Source organism: Streptomyces sp. NRRL F-5122 (assembly GCF_001507435.1).
Lineage (GTDB): Bacteria > Actinomycetota > Actinomycetes > Streptomycetales > Streptomycetaceae > Streptomyces > Streptomyces lannensis.
Genome location: NZ_LMWH01000205.1, coordinates 1 through 23764 on the forward strand (window position 1 = coordinate 1; position 23764 = coordinate 23764).

A 23764-nucleotide genomic window follows, 5' to 3' on the forward strand; every position below is an offset into this window, starting at 1 on the left:
AAGCGCTCCTCCACCAGGACGCCCCGCTCCAGGTCCACGGGAGCGCCCTTGATTCCGGATCCACCGATGTCCACGCCGAAGATCTGCATGGGCACCACGTTACGGCGTACGGGCTACGCGTTCTTCCCGATCTCCACGGCCGTCAGTTGTCCCCGGTGGCGTCCGGGCCCAGCTCGGCGGCCTCCGCACGCAGGTCCCGCCGGAGTTCCTTGGGCAGCGAGAAGGTGATCGACTCCTCTGCCGCCTTGACGATCTCGACGTCCTCGAAGCCGCGCCCGGACAGCCACTCGAGGACCTGCTCGACCAGGACCTCGGGGACCGAGGCACCCGAGGTCACCCCGACCGTGGACACGCCCTCCAGCCACGCCTCGTCGATCTCGTCGGCGAAGTCCACGAGGTACGCCTCCCGCGCACCCGCGAGCTTGGCGACCTCGACGAGCCGCTTGGAGTTCGAGGAGTTCCGGGAACCGACCACGATCACCAGGTCCGCCTCGGCGCCCATCTGCTTCACCGCGAGCTGGCGGTTCTGGGTGGCGTAGCAGATGTCGTCGCTGGGCGGGGAGACCAGCTGCGGGAAGCGCTCCTTGAGGGCGTCGACCGTCTCCATGGTCTCGTCGACGGAGAGGGTGGTCTGGGAGAGCCAGACGACCCTCGACGGGTCGCGCACCTCGACCTTGGCGACGTCCGCGGGGCCGTCCACGAGCTGGATGTGGTCGGGGGCCTCGCCGGAGGTGCCGATGACCTCCTCGTGGCCCTCGTGCCCGATCAGGAGGATGTCGAAGTCCTCATCGGCGAAGCGGACGGCTTCCTTGTGGACCTTGGTGACCAGCGGGCAGGTCGCGTCGATGGTGGCGAGCCTGCCCCGCTTCGCCTCTTCGTGGACCGTGGGCGCGACGCCGTGGGCGGAGAACATGACGATGTTGCCCGGCGGCACCTCCTCCGTCCGTTCGACGAAGATCGCGCCCTTCTTCTCCAGGGTCTGCACGACGTATTTGTTGTGGACGATCTCGTGGCGGACGTACACGGGGGCCCCGTACTGCTCCAGGGCCTTCTCGACGGCGATCACGGCACGGTCGACACCCGCGCAGTAGCCCCGGGGGGCGGCGAGCAGAACACGGCGGCCAGGCGAAGCGGTCATGCGCACCATCGTAAGGCCGTGTCCGGGCCCGCAGATCGCCTCCCTGGGGAGAGGTTGTGCCGACCGGCGATGTCGGTCCGGGCCGTTACCCTCGGCGCATGGCTGTCAACACGTCCGCGGAGTCACCGCTGCCCGTCGGTGAGGTGTCGCGGCTCATCGGCGGATGGATCGACCGGCTCGGAGCCGTGTGGGTCGAAGGACAGATCACGCAGCTGTCGCGGCGGCCCGGCGCCGGGGTCGTCTTTCTGACCCTGCGCGATCCGTCGTACGACATCTCCGTCGGAGTCACCTGCTACCGCCAGGTGTTCGACGCCGTCGCCGATGTCGTCAGCGAGGGCGCCCGTGTGATCGTCCACGCCAAGCCCGAGTGGTACGCCCCGCGCGGACAGCTCTCGCTGCGTGCCGCGGAGATACGGCCCGTGGGCGTCGGCGAGCTGCTGGCGCGGCTGGAGCAGCTGAAGAAGTCGCTGACCGCCGAGGGACTGTTCGCCGCCGAGCGCAAGAAGCCGCTGCCCTTCCTGCCGCAGCTCGTCGGGCTCGTCTGCGGCCGGGCCTCGGCGGCCGAGCGGGACGTACTGGAGAACGCCCGGCACCGCTGGCCCGCCGTCCGCTTCGAGGTGCGCAACGTCGCCGTGCAGGGCGTGCATGCCGTGCCCCAGGTCGTCCAGGCCGTGAAGGAGCTGGACGCGCTGGACGAGGTGGACGTGATCATCGTGGCCCGCGGCGGCGGCAGCGTGGAGGACCTGCTGCCGTTCTCCGACGAGCAGCTCGTACGGGCGGTGGCTGCCTGCCGCACCCCCGTGGTGTCGGCCATCGGACACGAGCCGGACAATCCGCTGCTCGACCACGTCGCGGATCTGCGCGCCTCCACACCGACCGACGCCGCCAAGAAGGTGGTGCCCGACGTCGGCGAGGAGCTGCAGCGTGTGCACGCGCTGCGGGACCGGGCGCGGCGGTGCGTGCTGGCGTTCGTCGAGCGTGAGGAGCGGGGACTGGCCCATGCGCTGGCGCGGCCCTGCATAGAGGATCCGCACCGCATGGTCGACGAGCGGGCCGAGCAGGTGGCCGCGCTGGTGGACCGCAGCCGGCGCACGCTGAGGCATCTGCTGGACCGGGCCGAGTCGGAGCTCACGCACACCCACGCACGCGTGGTGGCGCTGTCGCCGGCCGCGACGCTCCAGCGGGGCTATGCGGTGCTGCAGAGTGCCGACGGGCACGTGGTCCGGACGCCGGAGGAGGTGTCGGCGGGCGAGGCGCTGCGGGCGCGGGTCGCCGAGGGCGAGTTCACGGTACGGGCAGAGATCTAGGGTGGGCGCATGACCGGCAAGACGGACGAGGCACTCGGGTACGAGCAGGCACGGGACGAGCTGATCGAGGTCGTACGGCGGCTGGAGGCCGGGGGCACGACGCTCGAGGAGTCCCTGGCGCTGTGGGAGCGGGGCGAGGAACTGGCCAAGGTGTGCCGGACGTGGCTGGAGGGGGCCCGGAAGCGGCTGGACGCCGCGCTCGCCGAGGAGCGGGAGGACGCGGACGACGCCGCCGGCGTCGAGGGCTCCGGGTGACCGTGTCGGCGGTTTGTGCCGTCGGCCGCGGGTCGGCCCCTGCGAGCGGTGTGATGTCACGCATCACGGGCCCGTTGATTGAAGTTTGAACTTAATAGGGTTAGCGTTCACCTCGCAGGGGCTCATCGCCGAGCCGACGACCCGTCCGGACATCGAGGTCCGGAGTTCGACCGGGGCGTCGCCATGGCCGAGCAGACTGCGCACACATGAGGAGGCCCCGCCGATGACGCCGGGGCCCTCCTCATGTACCGGCCCCAGCAGGGCCGCCGCGGAGCACGGCCCCGCGGCCGTCACTCGGTCTTCAGCGACTGGGCCATCTTCGTCAGCTGCGCGAACGACGCCGTCCCGGCCACCACGGTCGTGGAGCCCTTGTCCTTGAACACGAGCGCGTCGTAGCGGCCGCCCGTGTAGTGCTGCCAGGTACGGCCGCCGATGTTCTGGGTCACCTCGGTCCCGTGTCCGCCCTGACTGGCCTCGTCGATGAATGCGGACGGCTTCTGAGTGGACTGCTCGATCGCCACGTACTGACCGGTGGGGTCCTGGAAGCCGAGGTGCCAGGCGTCGAACGGTTCGCCCTGGAAGCGCACCGAGGTGGCCTTCCAGGTGCCGGGCAGGCCTTCGGGCGCCGCCACCGGGTAGGCCGCCGCGCGACGAGCCGTGAGCAGCTCGACCCGGTAGTCGACCCGCTGGAGATCGGGAGCGTGGTCGTCGTGCGGGAGGAAAAGGTAGATGACACCCGCCATCAGCCCGATCACGCCCAGGGAGAGAAGCATGCCCCGGACCGTCTTCTGCTTGCCATTCGTACCTGCCACACCCCTATCGTCGCAGGTACGACGGTCCGCTCATCCGTGGGCCCCCCTGCTCATTTTGTCTGCCCGGCGATAGAGTCGTGGGCACACCCTCATCCGGCCGTCGTCGTATCAGAAAGGTGCGCTCCGATGACCGAGAATCATCATCTGCCGTCCGAACTCGAAGTTCCCTCCGAGGCGCCCGACCGCAACCTCGCCCTCGAACTGGTCCGCGTCACGGAGGCCGCCGCGATGGCCGCCGGCCGCTGGGTCGGCCGCGGGGACAAGAACGGAGCCGACGGCGCCGCAGTGCGCGCCATGCGCAACCTCGTCCACACCGTGTCGATGAACGGCATCGTCGTCATCGGCGAAGGGGAGAAGGACGAGGCCCCGATGCTCTTCAACGGGGAGCGGATCGGCGACGGTACCGGCGCGGAGTGCGACATCGCCGTCGACCCGATCGACGGCACCACGCTCACCGCCAAGGGCATGCCCAACGCGATCGCCGTGCTGGCCGCCGCCGACCGCGGCACGATGTTCGACCCGTCGGCCGTCTTCTACATGGACAAGCTCGTCACCGGCCCCGAGGCGGCCGACTTCGTCGACATCGACGCCCCGGTCTCGGTGAACATCCGCCGGGTCGCCAAGGCCAAGCGGTCCGCGCCCGAGGACGTCACCGTCGTCATCCTCGACCGGCCGCGCCACGAGAGCCTCATCAAGGAGGTCCGGGACACCGGCGCACGTATCAAACTGATCTCGGACGGCGATGTGGCCGGCTCGATCCTGGCGCTGCGCGAGGGCACCGGCATCGACCTGCTGCTCGGTGTCGGCGGCACACCCGAGGGCATCATCTCGGCCTGTGCCGTGAAGTGCCTGGGCGGCACCATCCAGGGCAAGCTGTGGCCCAAGGACGACGAGGAACGGCAGCGGGCCATCGACGCCGGGCACGACCTCGACCGGGTGCTGACCACGGACGACCTGGTCTCCGGCGAGAACGTCTTCTTCGTCGCCACCGGCATCACCGACGGCGAGCTGCTGCGCGGGGTGCGCTACCGCTCCGAGACCGCCACGACCGACTCGATCGTGATGCGCTCGAAATCCGGCACCGTCCGCCGGATCGACTCGGTGCACAAGCTGAGCAAGCTGCGTGCGTACAGCACGGTCGACTTCGACCGCGCGCAGTGATCGCGGCCCGGCTCGCCGGGCGGACCAGGTCGGGGGCGCCCTCGGTGCGGAGAGGGCGCCCTCCGCCGTTTCCGCGGGCGGTGCGCGGGTGGTGGAAGCCTGACCCGGACGCGGGAAGGCGTGCCGGGAGCCCGGCCGCGCCCAGGGCCTGCGTCGTCGGGCCCCGCACCGCGCTCCCACCCCGGGCCCGCCCTCGGCTCGCCCGCCGGCCGATGGGCCGCCGCCCGCGCGGACTCCTAGCCGGCCGCGGCTATCGTCCCTCGTGCGGCCTTGTTGAGCTCCATGTCCCGGCGCCGTCGCCGGGCGAGGACCACACGGCGCTCGGCGGCCGTGAGACCGCCCCAGACCCCGTACGGCTCGGGCTGGACCAGCGCGTGTTCGCGGCACTCCACCATCACCGGACAGCGGGCGCAGACCCGCTTGGCCGCCTCCTCGCGGGACAACCGGGCCGCGGTGGGCTCCTTGGAGGGGGCGAAGAACAGGCCGGCCTCGTCCCGCCGGCACACCGCCTCCGTGTGCCACGGGGCGTCCTGGTTCCTGTCCCGCACCGGCACTCGCTGGTGCGGGATGGCAGCGACCTGCAGGGACGAATGCGGCGGTTGCAGCACGGTCTACTCCTGACGACGGCTTCGCGAGCGAGAGACGATGCAGCAAGGCCTACCCGCTGTGCGCACGCCTATGCACTGCGTCCCCAACGGCTGCTGATGCATGGGGTGTTCACGACATGGGGAAACGTCCGGCCGGCCGGGGACGCGAGCGAGGCACGGGAGTCAGCGGTCGAGGTGCCTGCGCAGAGCCTTGTCGACCTTGTCCGACACACGGTCCAGGATGTCGGAGACCAGCTTGCCCCGCTTCGGCCGCGCCTCCACGTTCCCGAGCACGGCAAGTCCGTCCACATGGACGACGGGTGCGTTCTGCTCGCCGGAATCGAGGGGACTCACCTCGAAGTTGCCGAGGACGGCGCCGCCGGTGCCGCGCAGCGTGATGTTCTCCGGGACACGGATCGTCACATCACCGAAGACCGAGATCGCCTTGATCACGACCTGCTGGTATTCGAAGATCGCCTCGCTGAGGTCGATCTCGACGCTGCCGAAGATCGCGTAGGCGTGCAGCCGGCGGCCGGGACGCCAGCGGCCCTTGCGCATGGCACTGCTGAAGACCGCCACCACGTTCGCGTCGGGCTCGGCAGGCACCGCGCCCGGGGCGGGGCGCCCCGGCGGGGCGTATGCCGCGGTGGTGCGGCGCGCGTGCGCCGCGGGCAGATCGCGGACGAACAGGTCCAGCTCCCCGACCGTCTTGGCGTTCAGCACGCCCTCGACGCGCTCGGCGTGCTCCTCCACCGTGAGGCGCCCCTCGGCGAGGGCGTCGCGCAGGATGTCGGCGATGCGGTCACGGTCGGCGTCCGAACAGCGCAACTCGGTCGCGGGCACGGGCCCGCGGGCCGTCGGGGCAGGGCTCTTGTGAAGGTCCACGGCAGCAGCGTACCGAAACGCGATAGATCGCGACTACCCCCCGGCGCGCCCTGTGGAGAACATGCCGGCCGGACCGGCACCCTCCGCCCGGCCGACTGAGCCTTACCTCACAGGTTCACCGCGAGTGCCAGGTTCTACGCTGGTGAACGCTGCCAACGGAGGCCAGCCACGGCGAGTGAGCCGAGGGGCGCGTCTGCGCTGGGAGACCGAGGTCCCCTGCTCGAGCAAGCCGAGAGCCCGGGGAAGCGCGCCGAAGCCCGACACGGAAGAGCCGGGTGCGGCCGGTCGCCCGGCACGGCCGACCGCGCCCCGAAGGTGCACCGAGCCACGAAAACACGGCCTGTCTAGTGAGGAATGGGCGAGATGCCTGAGTTCGCGTACACCGATCTGCTCCCGACGGGAGAGGACACCACGCCGTACCGGCTGGTGACCTCCGAGGGCGTCTCCACCTTCGAGGCCGACGGGCGTACGTTCCTCAAGGTCGAGCCGGAGGCGCTGCGCAAGCTCGCCGAAGAGGCGATCCACGACATCCAGCACTACCTGCGGCCCGCGCACCTCGCCCAGCTGCGGCGCATCATCGACGACCCGGAGGCGTCCTCGAACGACAAGTTCGTGGCGCTGGACCTGCTGAAGAACGCGAACATCGCCGCGGCGGGCGTGCTCCCGATGTGCCAGGACACCGGCACGGCGATCGTGATGGGCAAGCGCGGTCAGCAGGTCCTCACCGGGGGCGAGGACGAGAAGGCCCTCTCCCGCGGCATCTACGACGCGTACACCCGGCTGAACCTGCGGTACTCGCAGATGGCTCCGCTCACCATGTGGGAGGAGAAGAACACCGGCTCCAACCTGCCGGCGCAGATCGAGCTCTACGCCACGGACGGCGGCGCCTACAAGTTCCTGTTCATGGCGAAGGGCGGCGGCAGCGCCAACAAGTCGTTCCTCTACCAGGAGACCAAGGCCGTCCTGAACGAGGCCTCCATGATGAAGTTCCTGGAGCAGAAGATCCGCTCGCTCGGGACCGCCGCCTGCCCCCCGTACCACCTGGCGATCGTCGTCGGCGGCACCAGCGCGGAGTACGCGCTGAAGACCGCCAAGTACGCCTCCGCGCACTACCTGGACGAACTGCCGAGCGAGGGCTCCGAACTGGGCCACGGCTTCCGGGACAAGGATCTCGAGGAGAAGGTCTTCGAGCTCACGCAGAGGATCGGGATCGGGGCGCAGTTCGGCGGCAAGTACTTCTGCCACGACGTGCGCGTGGTGCGCCTGCCGAGGCACGGCGCGTCCTGCCCGGTCGCCATCGCGGTCTCCTGCTCCGCCGACCGCCAGGCCGTCGCGAAGATCACGGCCGAGGGCGTGTTCCTGGAGCAGCTCGAGACGGACCCGGCGCGGTTCCTGCCGGAGACGACGGACGAGCACCTGGAGCAGGACGGGGACGTCGTCCGCATCGACCTGAACCAGCCGATGGACGACATCCTCGCCGAGCTGACCAGGTACCCGGTGAAGACGCGGCTGTCGCTGTCCGGACCGCTGGTCGTGGCGCGCGACATCGCGCACGCCAAGATCAAGGAGCGGCTGGACGCCGGCGAGGAGCTGCCGCAGTACCTGAAGGACCACCCGGTCTACTACGCCGGTCCCGCCAAGACCCCCGAGGGCTACGCGTCGGGTTCCTTCGGCCCGACGACTGCCGGGCGCATGGACTCGTACGTGGAGCAGTTCCAGGCGGCGGGCGGCTCCAAGGTGATGCTGGCGAAGGGCAACCGGAGCAAGCAGGTCACGGACGCGTGCGCGTCGCACGGCGGCTTCTACCTCGGTTCCATCGGCGGCCCGGCCGCCCGTCTCGCCCAGGACTGCATCAAGAAGGTCGAGGTCGTCGAGTACGAGGAGCTCGGGATGGAGGCCGTCTGGAAGATCGAGGTCGAGGACTTCCCCGCGTTCGTCGTCGTGGACGACAAGGGCAACGACTTCTTCCAGGCACCCGCCGAGCCGCCGACCTTCACCTCGATCCCGGTCCGCGGCCCCGGGCTCGCGTAGCACGCCGGGGCGGGGACGGTTCCGCCCCCGCCGCCCCGTCCTTCCCCGGGCCGGCGGTCCGTCCGCCGCGCCGCGGGGACGGCTGACTGCCCCCGCGGGCACCCGGCTTCCGCCCCTTCCGAAGAGTGCTCCCGGAAGGGGCGGCGCCCCCCGGCCGCGAGCGCGCCGGATCACCCGCACGTCCGGCTCCACCACGGAACAACCGCACCCGGTCCCGCGCTGTACCGGACATGAGCGAATACCGCATCGAGCACGACTCCATGGGTGAGGTACGGGTACCCGTCGACGCCAAGTGGCGGGCGCAGACCCAGCGCGCCGTGGAGAACTTCCCCGTGTCCGGACAACGGATCGAGCGCGCCCACATCGAGGCGCTCGCCCGGATCAAGGGCGCTGCCGCCAAGGTGAACGCGGAGCTCGGCGTGCTCGACAAGGACATCGCCGAGGCGATCCGGGAGGCCGCCGCCGAGGTCGCCGAGGGCCGGTGGGACGAGCACTTCCCCGTCGACGTCTTCCAGACCGGTTCGGGGACCTCGTCCAACATGAACACCAACGAGGTGATCGCGACTCTGGCCACCGAGCGGCTCGGCAGGGACGTGCACCCCAACGACCACGTGAACGCCTCCCAGTCGTCCAACGACGTCTTCCCCTCCTCCCTCCACATCGCCGCGACCGCCGCCGTCGCCCGCGACCTCGTCCCCGCTCTCGAACACCTGGCGGCCTCCCTGGAACGGAAGGCCGACGAATTCGCCGACGTCGTGAAGGCGGGGCGCACCCACCTCATGGACGCCACGCCGGTCACGCTCGGACAGGAGTTCGGCGGATATGCCGCGCAGGTGCGATACGGCGTCGAGCGGCTGAACGCCTCGCTGCCGCGGCTCGCCGAGCTGCCGCTGGGCGGCACCGCGGTCGGCACCGGCATCAACACCCCACCCGGCTTCTCCGCCGCGGTCATCGCCGAGGTCGCCCGGGCCACGGGGCTGCCGCTCACCGAGGCCCGCAACCACTTCGAGGCCCAGGGCGCCCGGGACGGCGTCGTCGAGACCAGCGGGCAGCTCAGGACCATCGCGGTCGGACTGACGAAGATCGCCAACGATCTGCGGTGGATGTCCTCCGGGCCAAGGACCGGACTCGCCGAGATCGCCCTTCCCGACCTGCAGCCGGGGTCGTCGATCATGCCCGGCAAGGTCAACCCCGTCGTCCCCGAGGCCGTCCTCATGGTTGCCGCGCAGGTCATCGGCAACGACGCGACCATCACCACGGCGGGCGCCTCCGGCAACTTCGAGCTCAACGTCATGCTGCCGGTCATCGCCAAGAACGTGCTGGAGTCGATCCGCCTGCTGGCCAACGTCTCGCGGCTGCTCGCCGACCGCACCGTCGACGGGATCGTCGCCCACCGGGAACGCGCCCGGGAGTACGCCGAGTCGTCGCCCTCCGTCGTCACCCCGCTCAACAAGTACATCGGGTACGAGGAGGCCGCGAAGGTCGCCAAGAAGGCGCTCGCCGAGCGCAGGACGATCCGTCAGGTCGTCCTGGAATCCGGGTACGTGGAGCGCGGGGACCTGACGCTGGAGCAGCTCGACGAGGCACTCGACGTCCTGCGCATGACGCATCCGTAGCCGTCCGGCGTTTCACCCGCCCGTGACGCGAACCGTGACGGGGACCGCAGCGTCGTATGCCTGGGGCACCTAATATCTGTGCATGGCAGACGGCGGAGCGGTGGGACGGACGCAAGCGGGCGGGTCGGCGACGCACTGGGCCCCGGGGGATCAGATCCTCTGGCGGTACCGGGAGAACGGCGGCGAACGCTTCCACATCGCTCGTCCCGTCACGGTCGTCAGGGACGACGAGGAACTGCTCGCGGTGTGGATGGCTCCCGGCACCGAGTGCGTGAAGCCCGTCTTCACCGACGGCACGCCGCTGCACGCCGAACCGCTGGGGTCCCGCTACATCAGGCGCCGGACCGTGCAGCTCGACCGCTGGTTCGGCACCGGCGTGCTCAAGCTGGCGCGTCCCGGCCGGCCCTGGTCGGTCTGGCTGTTCTGGGAGCCCGGCTGGCGGTTCAAGAACTGGTACGTGAACCTGGAGCAGCCGCTGGTCCGATGGGCCGGCGGTGTGGACTCCGAGGACCACTTCCTCGACATCTGCGTCTACCCGGATCGCAGTTGGGGCTGGCGGGACGAGGACGAGTTCGCGCAGGCCCAGCGGGACGGACTGATGGACTCCCGGCTCGCCGAGCGTGTACGGGCCGCGGGGCGGTCCGCGGTGGCGGTGATCGAGGCATGGGGGGCGCCGTTCTCGGAGGACTGGCAGCACTGGCGACCCGATCCGTCCTGGCCGGTGCCGCCCCTGCCGCGGGACTGGGACCGTACTCCCGCGTACATGACGTCATGAGACCCTTGTTGCGCCCCCGCGGTACAACCGTAGGATCGTCCTCCGCAAGGGCACACAACAGCAACTCCCGCAGAATGCACTGGGCTTGACCGAACGTCACCGAGGGGCGGCAGGACGTGAGCGAGGGGTACGAGGGCCACACCGGGACGGCGCGCCCGACCCGTGGATCATGTACGGCGGGTGACCGTACGGGAATTTCGTTCCTGGGACACGTATTCCGGGTATCGGCTTCTCGGCGGGACGAACTGCACGCACGGCGCGCAGCCCCGGACGGATGGACTCGACACGCGTGACGGAGCACCCGACCTCCCACAAGAGCCCGCAGCAGGGCGTCGGCCCTGCGGACCCCCGCGGGGCGCTCCTGCGTACCCCGGAACCGCTGCCCACCCCGCCCGCCACGGCTTTACCGGCACAGACCCGGGCGGGTGGCGAGGCGCCGTCGTCCGGTCCGCTGTCCTGCGCGAAGCAGGGTCCGCCGGGCAACCCCGGCGGCACCTCCTCCCCGTTGCCCGCGACGGATGGCTCCGAGCACTCCCAGCCGGCCGCCGAGGAGCCGGGCACGCACCGGCCGCGTCCGGTTCCGGAGGGCATCCCGGCGCAGCCCGGCGGTGAGCAGGACCGTGTGTCCGCGCCGCCCGGCGGCAAGGACCGGCGCACCGGCCAGAGCCCGATGCCGCACGGCCCCATGCCCATGCGGCGTGACGGGGACCGGCTGCGTTTCGTGGGCGCCGCCACCCGGCGGATCGCCCGCGGCATCGACCTCGACGAGATCGTGATGGGGCTGTGCCGGGCCACCGTGCCCACCTTCTCCGACGCGATACTCGTCTATCTGCGCGATCCGCTCCCCGTGGGCGACGAGCGGCCCGCCGGACCGCTCGTACTACGGCTGCGGCGCACCGACCGGATCCCGCAGGAGCGGGATCTGGAGGACGGGATCCTCCCGGTTCCGGTACCGGAGAACTCCGGCCTGGTGGCCCTGAACAGCGAACTGTGCGAGGTGCGACCCGGCGGTGCGCTCGCCGAGGTGCTGCGGGGGGTCCGTCCGGTCTTCGCGGACGCGCCCGCCGCCCGCGCCGCGCTGCCCGAGCTGCTCGGCGACGACACCATGGTCCCCGCGGGCCAGCGGGCGATCCTCGCTCCGCTGCGCGGCCGCCGCAGGGTCATCGGCGCCGTCCTCTTCCTGCGCCGCCCCGACCGGCTGGCGTTCGAGGCGGACGACCTGCTGGTCGCCGCTCAGCTCGCCACGCACAGCGCGCTCGGCATCGACAAGGCGGTGCTGTACGGCCGTGAGGCGTACATCGCCGACGAACTGCAGCGGACGATGCTGCCCGAGACCCTGCCGAACCCGACGGGTGTCCGGCTGGCGTCGCGCTATCTGCCGGCCGCAGAGACCGCCCGTGTCGGCGGCGACTGGTACGACGCGATCCCGCTGCCGGGCAGCCGCGTCGCACTCGTGGTCGGCGACGTCATGGGCCACTCCATGACATCCGCGGCGATCATGGGCCAGCTGCGGACGACCGCCCAGACGCTCGCCGGGCTCGATCTGCCGCCGCAGGAGGTGCTGCACCACCTCGACGAGCAGGCCCAGCGGCTCGGCACCGACCGCATGGCCACCTGCCTGTACGCGGTGTACGACCCGGTCGCGCACCGGATCACCATCGCCAACGCCGGCCATCCCCCGCCGGTCCTGCTGCACCTCGGCGGCCGGGCGGAGGTGCTGCGGGTCCCGGCGGGCGCGCCCATCGGCGTGGGCGGGGTGGACTTCGAGGCCGTGGAGCTGGACGCACCGGCCGGCGCGACCCTCCTGCTGTACACCGACGGCCTCGTCGAGTCGCGGCTGCGGGACGTGTGGACCGGCATAGAACAGCTGCGGGAGAAGCTCGCCGCCACCGCCCAGCTCACCGGCGCCGATCATTCGCCGCCGCTCGAGGCGCTGTGCGACGAGGTGCTCGACATGCTCGGCCCGGGCGACCGCGACGACGACATCGCGCTGCTCGCCGCCCGCTTCGACGGGATCGCGCCGAGTGACGTCGCGTACTGGGTCCTCGATCCCGAGGACGCGGCCCCGAGCCGGGCCCGGCGGCTCGCCCGCCGTGCGCTCGCCCACTGGGGCATGGAGGAGCTGACGGACTCGGTGGAGCTGCTGGTCAGTGAGGTCGTGACCAATGCGGTGCGCTACGCGTCGCGTCCCGTCACGCTGCGGCTGCTGCGCACCGATGTGCTGCGCTGCGAGGTGGGCGACGACGTTCCGCAGCTGCCGCGGCTGCGGCAGGCCCGGGCTACGGACGAGGGGGGCCGTGGTCTGTACCTGGTCAACCGGTTGGCCCGGCGGTGGGGTGCGACCCGTCTGAGCACCGGGAAGGTGGTCTGGTTCGAACTGAACAGGGGCTGAGCGGCGAGGACGGGCCGAGCGGCAGTAGAACGATGCCGGTCTTGGACTCAGTCCAAAAGTTGCCAACCTCCCGTCGTAGGAGTTGACTGCTGGGGTGAGCGAAGCGACCTGACCGACCCCTTTTGTACGACGGGAGGACGCTCGTGACGCAGGCACCCCAGTCGGTTCCTTACACCACCAGCAATGCGGGTATCCCGGTGGAGAGCGACGAGCACTCGCTCACCGTCGGCCCCGACGGCCCGATTCTGCTCCAGGACCATTACCTCATCGAGAAGATGGCCCAGTTCAACAGGGAGCGGGTACCGGAGCGGGTGGTACACGCCAAGGGCAGTGGCGCGTACGGAACCTTCGAAGTCACCAACGATGTCAGCCAGTTCACCAAGGCAGACCTGTTCCAGCCGGGGAAGCGCACCGAGATGCTCGCACGCTTCTCCACCGTCGCCGGTGAACTCGGCTCCCCGGACACCTGGCGCGACCCGCGCGGTTTCGCGCTGAAGTTCTACACCCAGCACGGCAACTACGACCTGGTCGGCAACAACACACCGGTCTTCTTCGTCCGTGACTCGCAGAAGTTCCAGGACTTCATCCGCTCCCAGAAGCGCCACCCGGTGACCGGGCTGCGCAACAACGACATGCAGTGGGACTTCTGGACCCTGTCCCCCGAGTCCGCGCACATGGTGACGTGGCTCATGGGCGACCGGGGCATCCCGAAGACGTACCGCAACATGAACGGGTACTCCTCCCACACCTACATGTGGGTCAACGGCGGCGGCGAGAGGTTCTGGGTCAAGTACCACATGAAGACCGACCAGGGCATCGACTTCCTCACCCAGGAGGCGGCCGACGAACTGGCGGGCAAGGACGCCGACGTGCACCGCCGCGATCTGTACGAGGCGATCGAGCGCGGCGACCACCCGTCCTGGACGATGTACGTCCAGGTGATGCCCTTCGACGACGCGCCGGACTACCGGTTCAACCCGTTCGACCTCACCAAGGTGTGGCCGCACGGCGACTATCCGTTGATCGAGGTCGGCCGGATGACGCTCGACAAGAATCCGGAGGACTACTTCATCCATATCGAGCAGGCCGCGTTCGAGCCGTCCAACATGGTGCCGGGCATCGGCCCGTCCCCGGACAAGATGCTGCTCGGCCGGCTCTTCTCGTACCCGGACACGCACCGCTACCGCATCGGCCCCAACTACGCCCAGTTGCCGCCCAACCGGCCTCGTGTGGACGTGCGCTCCTACGCCAAGGACGGCCCGATGCGCTACGAGCCCGCGCGCACCGCGCGGCCGTACGCCCCGAACTCCTACGGCGGACCGGCCGCGGACGTCCAGCAGTTCGGCGACCCGGCCGGCTGGCACACGGCGGGCGAGATGGTGCGGGAGGCCTATCGGCTGCACCGCGAGGACGACGACTTCGGCCAGGCGCACACGATGGTCCGCCAGGTCCTGGACGAGGCGGCCCGCGACCGGCTGGTCTCCAACGTCACAGGGCACCTGCTGCAGGGCGTGAGCCGCCCGGTCCTGGACCGTGCGCTGCAGTACTGGCGCAACATCGACAAGGAGATCGGCGACCGTATCGCCCACAACGTCAACGGCGGCTGACGCACAGCACACGAAGGGAGCCCGGTGGACCGTCCACCGGGCTCCCTCGTGCTACTGGCCCCCGTTGGGGTCGAGCGGGTTCTTCGGGGTGCTCGGAGGCGTGGTCCCCGGAGGTGCCGGCGGGGTCGTCGTCGTCGGCGGCGCGGACGTCGGCGGCTGGGTGCCCGGAGTCGTGGTGGGCGGCGTCGTCGGCGGCGCGGACGTCGGCGGCGCGGTGGTCGGCGTCGACGGCGGGCTCGTGGTCGGCGACTGCGAGAGGGTCGGCGACAGGGTCGGCTGGACCGCGGCGCCCTGTGTGGTGTCCAGGTCGAACTTGGCGACCTCGCCCATCGCATCGAAGGTGTAGGCCGCCCATATCTGCGCCGGGTAGCCACCGCCGTTGATGCGGCCGGGAGCCGGGAGCAGGCCCGTGGCGCCCTGGAGGGTGACCTGGGCATGGGTCTTGGCGTCCTCACCGAAGAGGCCGACCGAGGTGACCAGGTTCGGCGTGAAGCCGGTGAACCAGGCCGACTTGTTGTTGTCGGACGTACCCGTCTTGCCCGCCACCTGCTGGCCGTCGCGCGAGGGGTTGTCCCGCACCGACACCTTGGCCGTACCGTCGTCGACCACGCCGGTGAGCACCGAGGTCACCGTGTCGGCGGCCTCGCGGCTGATCACCTGGTCGCCGATCGGGTCGGGCATCGTGACCGTGCGGTCCTTGTGCTCGGCCGACTTGATGATCGCCGGGGTGACCTTCCTGCCGTGGTTGTCGAGGGTCGCGTAGATTCCGGCCATCTCCAGCGGGCTCGCGCCCATACTGCCCAGGGTCTGCGCGGGCACGGCCTGCATGCCCTTGGTGTCCATGCCCAGGTCGCCGGCGACCTTCATCACGTTGTCCATGCCGACGTCCACACCCATCTGTGCGAAGACCGAGTTCACGGACTGGTTCATCGCCTTCTGCACCGTGATGTCGCCGTAGTCCTGGTCGTCCTCGTTCGGCGGGGCGAAGGCGATCGCACTGCCCTTGACCGGACGGCCGCTGGTGCCGTCGTAGATCGTGTTGGCGGTGATCGGCCGGTCGTCCTGGGTCTTGGCCTGCTCGTCCACGGCGGCGGCGAGTATCAGCGGCTTGAAGGTGGAGGCGGGCTGGTAGTCGCGGCGGGTGGCGTTGTTGGTGAAGTGCTTGAGGTAGTCCACGCCGCCGTACATGGCGAGCACACGGCCCGTCTTCGGGTCGACGGACACGGCACCGGGCTGGACGTCGCCGTCGACCGAGCGCTTCTTCGGGTTCAGCTTGCTGGTGAGCTTGTCCTTGACGGCCTGCTCCAGCTGGGCCTGCTTCTTCTTGTCGATGTTCACGGTGATGGTCCAGCCGCCCGACTTCACGAGCGCCTCGGCGTCACCGATCGAGGCCGCGGTGCCCTGGGAGACGAGCTGCCTCTCCAGGGACGCGTTGGCCGCGTCCACCAGATAGCCGGTCTGCCCCTCCATGCCGGGCGCCCCCTTGGGCGCCTTCGGCACCGGGAACTTCATGGCCGTGCGCTTGCCCGCGTCCAGCCAGTGCTGGCCCACCATGTTGTCGAGCACGTAGTTCCAGCGGTTCTGCACCAGCTTCTTGCCGGTGTCGGTGGCGACGGCCCAGTCGTACTGGCTCGGCGCCTGGAGCAGCGCCGCCAGATACGCGCCCTCCTCCACCGTGAGGTCCTTGGCGTCCTTGCGGTAGTAGGCCTGCGCGGCGGCCTGGATGCCGTAGGCGCCACGACCGTAGTAGCTGGTGTTGATGTAGCCCGCCAGGATGTACTCCTTGGACTTCTGGCGGTCCAGCTTCAGCGAGATGACCAGTTCCTTCAGCTTGCGCGTGACGGTCTGGTTCTGGTTCAGGTAGTAGTTCTTGACGTACTGCTGGGTGATCGTCGAACCACCCTGCGCGCCCTTGCCCGAGACGGTGTTGAGCAGACCGCGTGCCGTGCCCTTCAGGTCGACGCCCGCGTCCTGGTAGAAGGTCTTGTTCTCGGCGGCGACGAAGGTGTGCTGGACCTCCTTGGGCACCTGGGCGAGGTCGACGTTCTCGCGGTTGACCTCACCGGTGCGGGCGAGAATGCTGCCGTCGCTGTACTTGTAGACGTTGGACTGCAGCTTGGCGGCGGCGTTCCCCGCGGGGATCGGGGTCATCACGTACATCAGGACGAACGCGCCCATGACGAGCAGCACAAAGCCGAACAGCGTGCCGAGGATCGACTTCCAGGTGACGAACCTGCGTATGCCGCCCTTCTTGCCCTTGGCGGCGCTCGCACGCGCTGCGGCCCTGCCGCCGACCGACGGCGAGCCGACCGTCCGCTCGGCTCCGGACGAGCGCTTGGGCGCCGCGCGGCGGCCACCGCGCTGCCGCGCTCGTCTCTCTTCCGCTCGTCCCATGGGTCGATCCGCTCCGCTTCGTTCTCGTGTGTCACACAGGGGCGTGGCTCGGGTCAGCTCAGAAAACTAACACCACGCGATATGACAAAGGCGCGCCGATCACGCCTTTTGCGGACGTGACAATCAGCACCTGTCCCATCCGAACCGACGATCGAACGGCATGAAAGGTTGTCATGACGGGTAATGTGCTATCACTTAGCTAGAGTCGTGCTAGTGGACGAAACGGGGGATACCACTCATGTCCACACAAGACGCTTCCGCTGCCGGTGACCTACCGGAGATGCCCTCGCCCCGCGTCCGCGAGTTCGCCGCGCACAGCATCGGCGGCGGGGCGGCGCTGCTTCTCGGGCTCGTCGGACTGGCGCTGGGCGCCTGTCTGATCGCGCTGGGGGCGAACCTCGGCTCCGGCTCCGGGGCCGCGTCGATCGTGGCCGGTGTCCTGCTCGCCATATCGGCGCTCATCGCGATGGCCGGCCTGAACACCGTGGCACCCGGCGAGGCCAGGGTCGTCCAGCTCTTCGGCCGCTACCGCGGCACCATCCGCCAGGACGGACTGCGCTGGGTGAACCCGTTCACCTCCCGCACGAAGATCTCGACCCGGGTGCGCAACAACGAGACCGCCGTCCTGAAGGTCAACGACGCCTACGGCAACCCGATCGAGCTGGCCGCCGTGGTGGTCTGGAGGGTCGAGGACACCGCGCAGGCCACCTTCGAGGTCGACGACTACCTGGAGTTCGTCTCCACGCAGACCGAGACCGCCGTACGGCACATCGCCATCGAGTACCCGTACGACGCCCACGAGGAGGACGGGCTCTCACTGCGGGGCAACGCGGAGGAGATCACCGAGAAGCTCGCCGCGGAGCTGCAGGCGCGCGTGGAGGCCGCCGGGGTGCGGATCGTCGAGTCGCGCTTCACGCATCTCGCGTACGCGCCGGAGATCGCCTCCGCGATGCTCCAGCGGCAGCAGGCCGGAGCGGTGGTCGCCGCGCGGCGGCAGATCGTCGACGGCGCGGTCGGCATGGTCGAGGCGGCCCTCGCCCGGATCGCGGAGCAGGACATCGTGGAGCTCGACGAGGAACGGAAGGCGGCGATGGTGTCGAATCTGATGGTGGTGCTCTGCGGGGACCGGGCGCCGCAGCCCGTGCTCAACACCGGATCGCTCTACCAGTGACGGATCCCTCCGAAGGTCCGGCCCCCCGGCGTCGGCCGCAGCAGCGCAAGCAGGTGCTGCTGCGGCTGGATCCGTCGGTCTACGAGGCGCTCGCCCGCTGGGCGTCGGACGAACTGCGCTCGGCCAATGCCCAGATCGAGTTCCTGCTCCGGCGGTCCCTCGCGGAAGCGGGTCGGCTCCCCCGTGGGACGGCACCGATCCCCCGCCGCGGACGTCCGCCGGCATCCGGCGACCCGGAGACCTAGACAGGGCGTCCGAACCATGTAACCGAACCGTGACAAACGGCTCCCACCAGGGAAGACGCGGTCCGGACCAAGATCTATACGCACTGTGTATACGTGGGGTGTATACGCCATGTGTACAGTGCTTGCCATGTCCATCGGTCACACTCTTCTCGGACTCCTGGAGTCCGGACCACGTCACGGCTACGACCTGAAGCGGGCCTTCGACGAGAAATTCGGTCACGACCGGCCGCTGCACTACGGCCAGGTCTACTCGACGATGTCCCGGCTGCTGAAGAACGGCCTCGTCGAAGTCGACGGCATCGAGCCGGGCGGCGGCCCCGAACGGAAGCGCTACGCCATCACCGACGCCGGGGTCACCGACGTTCGGCAGTGGCTCGCGACCCCGGAGAAGCCCGAGCCGTATCTGCAGTCGACCCTCTACACCAAGGTCGTCCTCGCACTGCTCACACACCGCGACGCGGCCGACATACTCGACACGCAGCGTGCCGAACACCTGCGCATGATGCGGATCCTGACCGACCGCAAGCGCAAGGGCGACCTGGCCGACCAGCTGATCTGCGATCACGCCCTGTTCCACCTCGAGGCCGATCTGCGCTGGCTGGAACTGACCGCCGCACGCCTCGACAAGCTCGCAGAGGCGGTGGCCAAGTGACTCCTCCCCCCGGTTCCCTGCTGACCGCCCAGGACCTGCGCAAGACGTACGGTCCGACCGTGGCCCTCGACGGCGCCGAGTTCTCCATCCACCCGGGCGAGATCGTCGCCGTGATGGGTCCGTCCGGTTCGGGGAAGTCGACCCTGCTGCACTGTCTCGCCGGGATCGTGCCCCCCGACTCGGGCTCGATCCTCTACAACGGCCGCGAGATGGCCGGCATGAGCGACGCCGAGCGCAGCCTGCTCAGGCGCTCGGAGTTCGGCTTCGTGTTCCAGTTCGGTCAGCTCGTGCCCGAACTGACCTGCGTCGAGAACGTGGCCCTCCCGATGCGTCTGAGCGGCACCTCGCGCAAGGAGGCCGAACGAACCGCCCTGTCCTGGATGGAGCGGCTCGAGGTCGACGATCTCGCGCGCAAGCGCCCTGGTGAGATATCCGGAGGTCAGGGGCAGCGTGTGGCCGTCGCCCGCGCCCTGGTCACCAACCCGCGCGTGCTGTTCGCGGACGAGCCCACAGGCGCGCTGGACTCCCTCAACGGCGAGCGGGTGATGGAGCTGCTGACCGAGGCCGCCCGGTCCACCAACGCCGCCGTCGTACTGGTCACGCACGAGGCACGGGTGGCCGCGTACTCCGACCGCGAGATCGTCGTACGGGACGGCAAGTCGCGGGACATGGAGCGCGTCGTATGAACACGAGATCGGGGCGGCTCCCGGCTCACGAGGGTGTCCCCGCCCGAGCGAGGGCGGGAACCCTGGGGAGCTTCCGGGACCTGGCCATGGGGGTCCGGTTCGCCGTCACCGGCGGGCGGGAAGGATGGGTCAGGCTCCTGCTGACGGCCGTCGGCGTCGGACTGGGGGTGGCCCTGCTGCTCCTCACCACCGCGCTGCCGAACGCGCTCACGGTGCGGCGCGACCGCGAGGAGGCGCGCCTGGACTACACCTACAGCCAGACGGTCATGCCCAAGGCCGACAACACCCTCGTGATCGCGGACATCGACACGACGTACCGCGAGAAGGACGTGCGTGGACGGCTGATGGAGCCCGAGGGCGCACGGGCGCCGCTTCCGCCGGGGGTGGACGGGTTCCCGGCGGTGGGCGAGATGGTCGTCTCCCCCGCGCTGAAGGAACTCCTCGCCTCCGACGGCGGGAAGCTGCTGCGGGAGCGGCTGCCGTACCGGATCGTCGGGACCATCGGGGAGAGCGGGCTCATCGGCTCGGCCGAACTCGCCTACTACGCGGGGGCGGACGGTCTCGCCACGAAGATCGACGGCTCGTCGGTGGCCCGGATCGACCGCTTCGGCAATCCGAACCCGACGACCGAGCGGTCGGACCCGGTGCTGCTCCTGCTGTCCCTCGTCGTCTTCGTGGTGCTGCTGACCCCGGTGGCCGTGTTCATCGCCGCGGCCGTGCGGTTCGGCGGCGAGCGGCGCGACCGCAGGCTCGCCGCACTGCGGCTGATCGGCTCCGACGGCGGGATGACCCGGCGGATCGCCGCGGGCGAGGCGCTCGCGGGGGCTCTGCTCGGCCTGGTCCTCGGGGCCGGGTTCTTCCTGGTGGGACGTCAGGCGGCGGGATCGGCGGTGGTCCTCGACGTCAGCGTGTTCCCCAGCTATCTGAACCCTTCGCCGCTGCTCGCCGTGCTCGTCGCGGTCGCGGTCCCGGCGGCCGCGGTGCTGGTGACGCTGTTCGCGCTGCGCGGTGTCGTCATCGAGCCGCTCGGTGTCGTGCGCACGGCGCGGCCCGCGCGACGCCGGCTGTGGTGGCGGCTGCTGCTGCCGCTGGCCGGACTCGCGATGCTCTACCCGATGATCGGCAAGGGCCGGACCCACGGGGACTTCAACCAGTACCTGGTGACCGGCGGCGTCGTCCTGCTGCTGGTGGGCATCACCGCCCTGCTCCCCTGGGTCGTCGAGACGGTCGTCGCACGGCTCGGCCGGGGCGGTGTCGCCTGGCAACTCGCCGTGCGCAGGCTCCAGCTGAGCAGCGGCACGGCGGCCCGCATGGTCAACGGCATCGCGGTGGCGGTGGCCGGGGCGATCGCACTGCAGATGCTGTTCGCCGGGGTCGAGAGCGACTACACCAAGCAGTCGCAGAACGATCTCTCGCGGGCGCAGATGCAGGTGAGCCTGCCGAGCGGAGTGGCGGTCGACGCGGCTGCCGCGAAGTTCGACACCACGCCGGGCGTACGGAAGACCACCGCTCTGTCCGGCACCGGTATCGGCGAGCGCAGCAAGGACCCCGAGATGTCCAGCGACCTCAGCATCGGCGACTGCGCCGCCCTGCGCGAGCTGGCCACGCTGCCCTCGTGCCACGACGGTGACGTGTTCGTGCTGCGGGGCGCCGAGTACGACATCGACACGCCGAAGCTCGTCGCACCGGGCCGGAAGCTCTACCTCGATCCTTCCTACGGAAGCGAGCACAGCAGCGCGGTGGCCTGGACCGTGCCGGCGGAACTGAAGCAGGCCCGGTCGATCGAGGACCCGACGGGAGTGCGGCGCGGCGGGGTCCTGATGACGCCGAGCGCGCTGCCCGAGCGGGCCGGACGGATCGTCACCGGGGTGGTCTACCTGTCGCTCGACCAGTCCGTGCCGGATGTACGCGAGTACGTACGGAACACGGCGGCGAAGGTCGACGTCGAGTCGAATCCGATGGTCTGGGCGGCGTCCGAGCAGTCCCACCGGTTCACCTCCATCCGCACCGGGCTGTTCGTCGGCGCCACCTGCGTGCTGGCGCTGATCGGGGCGAGCCTGCTGGTGTCGCAGCTGGAGCAGCTGCGGGAGCGCAAGAAGCTGCTGTCGTCGCTGGTCGCCTTCGGCACCCGGCGCCGCACGCTGAGCCTGTCGGTGCTGTGGCAGACGGCCATCCCGATCGCGCTCGGACTGGTGCTGGCGTCGGCGGTTGGCCTGGCCCTGGGGGCGGTCCTGCTGAAGATGACCGCCCAGAGCATCAGCGTGGACTGGGCGAGTGTGCTGTCGATGACGGGCATCGGCGCCGCGGTCGTCCTCGTCGTGACGCTGCTCAGCCTGCCGCCGCTGCTGCGGTTGATGCGGCCGGACGGACTGCGTACGGAGTGACCGACACCCTGCCGTGCGGGCCCCCCTTACCGGGAGGGGCCCGCACGCGTTCACAGGGCGTACTCCTTGACCACCCTGCGGACCTGGGCGAAGAGCATGCCGACGTTTACCGACTTGCGGCACACCACCACCGCGACCACGTCCTGCTGCTCGCTCATCCGCACGAACAGATGGGTGAGGTTCTCGCTGTTGACGAGGATCTCCTGGAAGAAGTGGTTCTCGCTGGAGACGCCGCGGCGTTCCTTGAACACGTCCTCGATCATCACGACCGTACGGCCCTGGAACAGGTCGAGGGTCGCGCCCGCGAGGAGGTCGAGAACCTCCGGCGGATGGTTGTCCACCGTCTCGTAGGACAGCAGCGTCCCCATCGACATGTCGACCACGCCTGAGGCGACGCAGTCGGGGGCGTCCGTACGGAGGGATTTGACCAGGCCCATCACCTGATCGGAGAAACCTGGAGTCATACGCTTCGTCGCCATAGCCGAGGCGCATATTCCAGCGAAATTCGTACCTCCTGACGGAAGTTGAATTCTCTCGCCGTTCCCGGTGCCCCATCGGACACATGAATGACCGAGTATGTGTGCGGGTCTGCCCGGAGATTCTCAGTCGTCGGGCCCCAACACCCGTACGGGCAGCGGCCGCAGCGCCTCGCGGAGCGCGCCGGCCAGCTCCTCGTACTCGGCCCCCCGCGCAGCACCCGCGCGCATCGCGAAGGCGACGCGCCGGGACGGGGCCGGATCGGCGAAGCGGCCGGTGCGCAGCCGGCTGTTGCGCGAGGTCTCCACCCGGAGGGCGGTGCGCGGCAGCAGGGTCACCCCGAGCCCGCCGGCGACGAGTTGGACGAGGGTGGACAGCCCGGCGGCGGTCGTGGTCACCGGCGTGCCCACCGCGGGACCCCGCCCCGCCCCGCTGATGCCGCGGCCGGCCTCCCGGCAGATGTCGAGGGCCTGGTCGCGCAGGCAGTGCCCCTCGTCGAGCAGCAGCAGGTTCAGCTCACGCAGGGCCTGCCGGGGGATGCCCTCCCGGCCGCCGAGCCGGTGGTCGAGCGGGGTGACGAGCACGAAGTCCTCATCGTAGAGCGGGAGTTCGACGACGCCCGGCACGCCGAGGGGGACGGCGAGCAGCAGCAGGTCCAGACGGCCGCTGGTGAGCCCGTCGAGCAGGCTCGCGGTCTGTTCCTCGTGGACCTGCAGGTCGAGGTGCGGATAGCGGTCGTGGACGAGATTGAGGACGGCCGGCAGCAGATACGGCGCGACGGTCGGGATCACCCCGAGCCGCAGCACCCCGGTGAACGGCGCCCGGACGGCCTCGGCCTCCTCCATGAGCGCGCCCACCTCCGCCAGCACCGCCTTGGCCCGTACCGCGAGCCGCTCACCGGCCGGCGACAGGAGGACCTTGCGGGTGGTGCGCTCCAGCAGGGTGACGCCGAGGACCTCCTCCAGGGCGGAGACCGCACCGGACAGGGCGGGCTGGCTCATGCCGATCGCGGCGGCCGCGTCCCGGAAGTGGAGGTGCTCGGCGACGGCGGCGAAGGCGCGCAGCTGGGCGAGACTGGGCTGGCGGCGCCCGTTCGTCCTGGTCCCACCCATTCCCAACCCCCTACCGATAGTGACTGATAGCAGACATCGATCAACTGGTCAGAGTGTAGCTATTTCTTGAATCAATG

At 70.1% G+C, this 23764-nt stretch carries 20 protein-coding genes and 1 pseudogene; 13 read left to right on the forward strand and 8 right to left on the reverse strand.

The window, feature by feature from the left end; genetic code table 11:
• Together ADL25_RS48175 and ADL25_RS19825 are read right to left on the reverse strand one after the other, a co-directional pair.
• Positions 1 to 89, reverse strand: a pseudogene (locus tag ADL25_RS48175) (ROK family protein); the annotation flags it as partial.
• Between the two features lie 53 nt (positions 90 to 142).
• A complete protein-coding gene (locus ADL25_RS19825; protein ID WP_059129101.1) occupies positions 143 to 1147 on the reverse strand; it encodes a 4-hydroxy-3-methylbut-2-enyl diphosphate reductase in 1005 nt (334 codons plus the stop codon).
• Between the two features lie 89 nt (positions 1148 to 1236).
• On the opposite strand from ADL25_RS19825, the gene xseA reads away from it, so the two are divergent.
• Positions 1237 to 2445, forward strand: a complete 1209-nt coding sequence (xseA, locus tag ADL25_RS19830; RefSeq protein ID WP_059129188.1) for an exodeoxyribonuclease VII large subunit — start codon at positions 1237 to 1239, stop codon at positions 2443 to 2445.
• Between the two features lie 9 nt (positions 2446 to 2454).
• Positions 2455 to 2700, forward strand: coding sequence for an exodeoxyribonuclease VII small subunit (locus ADL25_RS19835; protein ID WP_059129102.1), 246 nt, complete (start codon positions 2455 to 2457; stop codon positions 2698 to 2700).
• 290 nt (positions 2701 to 2990) lie between these two features.
• Here ADL25_RS19835 and ADL25_RS19840 read toward each other — a convergent pair whose 3' ends face one another.
• Complete coding sequence (locus tag ADL25_RS19840; RefSeq protein ID WP_059129103.1) at positions 2991 to 3512, reverse strand: DUF4245 domain-containing protein; 522 nt, start codon at positions 3510 to 3512, stop codon at positions 2991 to 2993.
• A gap of 126 nt (positions 3513 to 3638) precedes the next feature.
• On the opposite strand from ADL25_RS19840, the gene glpX reads away from it, so the two are divergent.
• Complete coding sequence (gene glpX, locus ADL25_RS19845) at positions 3639 to 4673, forward strand: class II fructose-bisphosphatase (protein ID WP_059129104.1); 1035 nt, start codon at positions 3639 to 3641, stop codon at positions 4671 to 4673.
• A gap of 236 nt (positions 4674 to 4909) precedes the next feature.
• Here the strand turns inward: glpX and ADL25_RS19850 are convergent, their stop codons facing one another.
• Together ADL25_RS19850 and ADL25_RS19855 are read right to left on the reverse strand one after the other, a co-directional pair.
• On the reverse strand, positions 4910 to 5281 hold the full coding sequence (locus tag ADL25_RS19850; protein ID WP_059129105.1) for a WhiB family transcriptional regulator: 372 nt from the start codon (positions 5279 to 5281) through the stop codon (positions 4910 to 4912).
• 162 nt (positions 5282 to 5443) lie between these two features.
• Positions 5444 to 6145: a DUF1707 SHOCT-like domain-containing protein gene (locus tag ADL25_RS19855; RefSeq protein ID WP_059129106.1), complete on the reverse strand. Its 702-nt coding sequence runs from the start codon at positions 6143 to 6145 to the stop codon at positions 5444 to 5446.
• Positions 6146 to 6508: 363 nt separating this feature from the next.
• On the opposite strand from ADL25_RS19855, the gene ADL25_RS19860 reads away from it, so the two are divergent.
• The 5 genes from ADL25_RS19860 (at position 6509) to ADL25_RS19880 (ending at position 14566) form a co-directional block, all read left to right on the forward strand.
• Positions 6509 to 8176 (forward strand): fumarate hydratase, encoded by a 1668-nt coding sequence (locus ADL25_RS19860; protein ID WP_059129189.1) that lies wholly within the window; start codon positions 6509 to 6511, stop codon positions 8174 to 8176.
• A 230-nt stretch (positions 8177 to 8406) separates the two neighbouring features.
• The gene (locus ADL25_RS19865) at positions 8407 to 9792 is read left to right on the forward strand and encodes a class II fumarate hydratase (protein ID WP_059129107.1); all 1386 of its coding nucleotides are present in this window, start codon (positions 8407 to 8409) and stop codon (positions 9790 to 9792) included.
• An 82-nt stretch (positions 9793 to 9874) separates the two neighbouring features.
• Positions 9875 to 10567: a DUF402 domain-containing protein gene (locus ADL25_RS19870; protein ID WP_059129108.1), complete on the forward strand. Its 693-nt coding sequence runs from the start codon at positions 9875 to 9877 to the stop codon at positions 10565 to 10567.
• A 274-nt stretch (positions 10568 to 10841) separates the two neighbouring features.
• A complete protein-coding gene (locus ADL25_RS19875) occupies positions 10842 to 12959 on the forward strand; it encodes a SpoIIE family protein phosphatase (RefSeq protein WP_059129109.1) in 2118 nt (705 codons plus the stop codon).
• Between the two features lie 143 nt (positions 12960 to 13102).
• Entirely contained in the window at positions 13103 to 14566 is a 1464-nt protein-coding gene (locus tag ADL25_RS19880; protein ID WP_059129110.1) for a catalase, read from the forward strand.
• Positions 14567 to 14617: 51 nt separating this feature from the next.
• Here the strand turns inward: ADL25_RS19880 and ADL25_RS19885 are convergent, their stop codons facing one another.
• Positions 14618 to 16960: a transglycosylase domain-containing protein gene (locus ADL25_RS19885; RefSeq protein WP_059129111.1), complete on the reverse strand. Its 2343-nt coding sequence runs from the start codon at positions 16958 to 16960 to the stop codon at positions 14618 to 14620.
• A gap of 238 nt (positions 16961 to 17198) precedes the next feature.
• On the opposite strand from ADL25_RS19885, the gene ADL25_RS19890 reads away from it, so the two are divergent.
• The 5 genes from ADL25_RS19890 (at position 17199) to ADL25_RS19910 (ending at position 22098) form a co-directional block, all read left to right on the forward strand.
• Positions 17199 to 18131: an SPFH domain-containing protein gene (locus ADL25_RS19890; protein WP_059129112.1), complete on the forward strand. Its 933-nt coding sequence runs from the start codon at positions 17199 to 17201 to the stop codon at positions 18129 to 18131.
• Positions 18128 to 18376 (forward strand): hypothetical protein, encoded by a 249-nt coding sequence (locus tag ADL25_RS19895; protein WP_059129113.1) that lies wholly within the window; start codon positions 18128 to 18130, stop codon positions 18374 to 18376. The genes ADL25_RS19890 and ADL25_RS19895 overlap by 4 nt, the downstream gene beginning before the upstream one ends.
• A gap of 127 nt (positions 18377 to 18503) precedes the next feature.
• Complete coding sequence (locus ADL25_RS19900; protein ID WP_059129114.1) at positions 18504 to 19028, forward strand: PadR family transcriptional regulator; 525 nt, start codon at positions 18504 to 18506, stop codon at positions 19026 to 19028.
• A complete protein-coding gene (locus ADL25_RS19905; RefSeq protein ID WP_059129115.1) occupies positions 19025 to 19714 on the forward strand; it encodes an ABC transporter ATP-binding protein in 690 nt (229 codons plus the stop codon). The genes ADL25_RS19900 and ADL25_RS19905 overlap by 4 nt, the downstream gene beginning before the upstream one ends.
• 86 nt (positions 19715 to 19800) lie before the next feature.
• Positions 19801 to 22098, forward strand: a complete 2298-nt coding sequence (locus ADL25_RS19910; RefSeq protein ID WP_059129116.1) for an ABC transporter permease — start codon at positions 19801 to 19803, stop codon at positions 22096 to 22098.
• A gap of 50 nt (positions 22099 to 22148) precedes the next feature.
• Here the strand turns inward: ADL25_RS19910 and ADL25_RS19915 are convergent, their stop codons facing one another.
• Together ADL25_RS19915 and ADL25_RS19920 are read right to left on the reverse strand one after the other, a co-directional pair.
• Positions 22149 to 22577, reverse strand: coding sequence for a hypothetical protein (locus tag ADL25_RS19915; protein ID WP_059129117.1), 429 nt, complete (start codon positions 22575 to 22577; stop codon positions 22149 to 22151).
• Positions 22578 to 22700: 123 nt separating this feature from the next.
• Positions 22701 to 23687, reverse strand: a complete 987-nt coding sequence (locus ADL25_RS19920; RefSeq protein ID WP_059129118.1) for a LysR substrate-binding domain-containing protein — start codon at positions 23685 to 23687, stop codon at positions 22701 to 22703.
• Between the last annotated feature and the right edge of the window lie 77 nt (positions 23688 to 23764).

Bases quoted from the DNA above. Each gene is read 5' to 3' on its own strand.
- ADL25_RS19825 (WP_059129101.1), bottom strand. From the start codon at position 1,147: ATGGTGCGCATGACCGCTTCGCCTGGCCGCCGTGTTCTGCTCGCCGCC.
- xseA (WP_059129188.1), top strand. From the start codon at position 1,237: ATGGCTGTCAACACGTCCGCGGAGTCACCGCTGCCCGTCGGTGAGGTG.
- ADL25_RS19835 (WP_059129102.1), top strand. From the start codon at position 2,455: ATGACCGGCAAGACGGACGAGGCACTCGGGTACGAGCAGGCACGGGAC.
- glpX (WP_059129104.1), top strand. From the start codon at position 3,639: ATGACCGAGAATCATCATCTGCCGTCCGAACTCGAAGTTCCCTCCGAG.
- ADL25_RS19860 (WP_059129189.1), top strand. From the start codon at position 6,509: ATGCCTGAGTTCGCGTACACCGATCTGCTCCCGACGGGAGAGGACACC.
- ADL25_RS19865 (WP_059129107.1), top strand. From the start codon at position 8,407: ATGAGCGAATACCGCATCGAGCACGACTCCATGGGTGAGGTACGGGTA.
- ADL25_RS19870 (WP_059129108.1), top strand. From the start codon at position 9,875: ATGGCAGACGGCGGAGCGGTGGGACGGACGCAAGCGGGCGGGTCGGCG.
- ADL25_RS19875 (WP_059129109.1), top strand. From the start codon at position 10,842: ATGGACTCGACACGCGTGACGGAGCACCCGACCTCCCACAAGAGCCCG.
- ADL25_RS19885 (WP_059129111.1), bottom strand. From the start codon at position 16,960: ATGGGACGAGCGGAAGAGAGACGAGCGCGGCAGCGCGGTGGCCGCCGC.
- ADL25_RS19890 (WP_059129112.1), top strand. From the start codon at position 17,199: ATGTCCACACAAGACGCTTCCGCTGCCGGTGACCTACCGGAGATGCCC.
- ADL25_RS19900 (WP_059129114.1), top strand. From the start codon at position 18,504: ATGTCCATCGGTCACACTCTTCTCGGACTCCTGGAGTCCGGACCACGT.
- ADL25_RS19910 (WP_059129116.1), top strand. From the start codon at position 19,801: ATGGGGGTCCGGTTCGCCGTCACCGGCGGGCGGGAAGGATGGGTCAGG.
- ADL25_RS19915 (WP_059129117.1), bottom strand. From the start codon at position 22,577: ATGGCGACGAAGCGTATGACTCCAGGTTTCTCCGATCAGGTGATGGGC.
- ADL25_RS19920 (WP_059129118.1), bottom strand. From the start codon at position 23,687: ATGGGTGGGACCAGGACGAACGGGCGCCGCCAGCCCAGTCTCGCCCAG.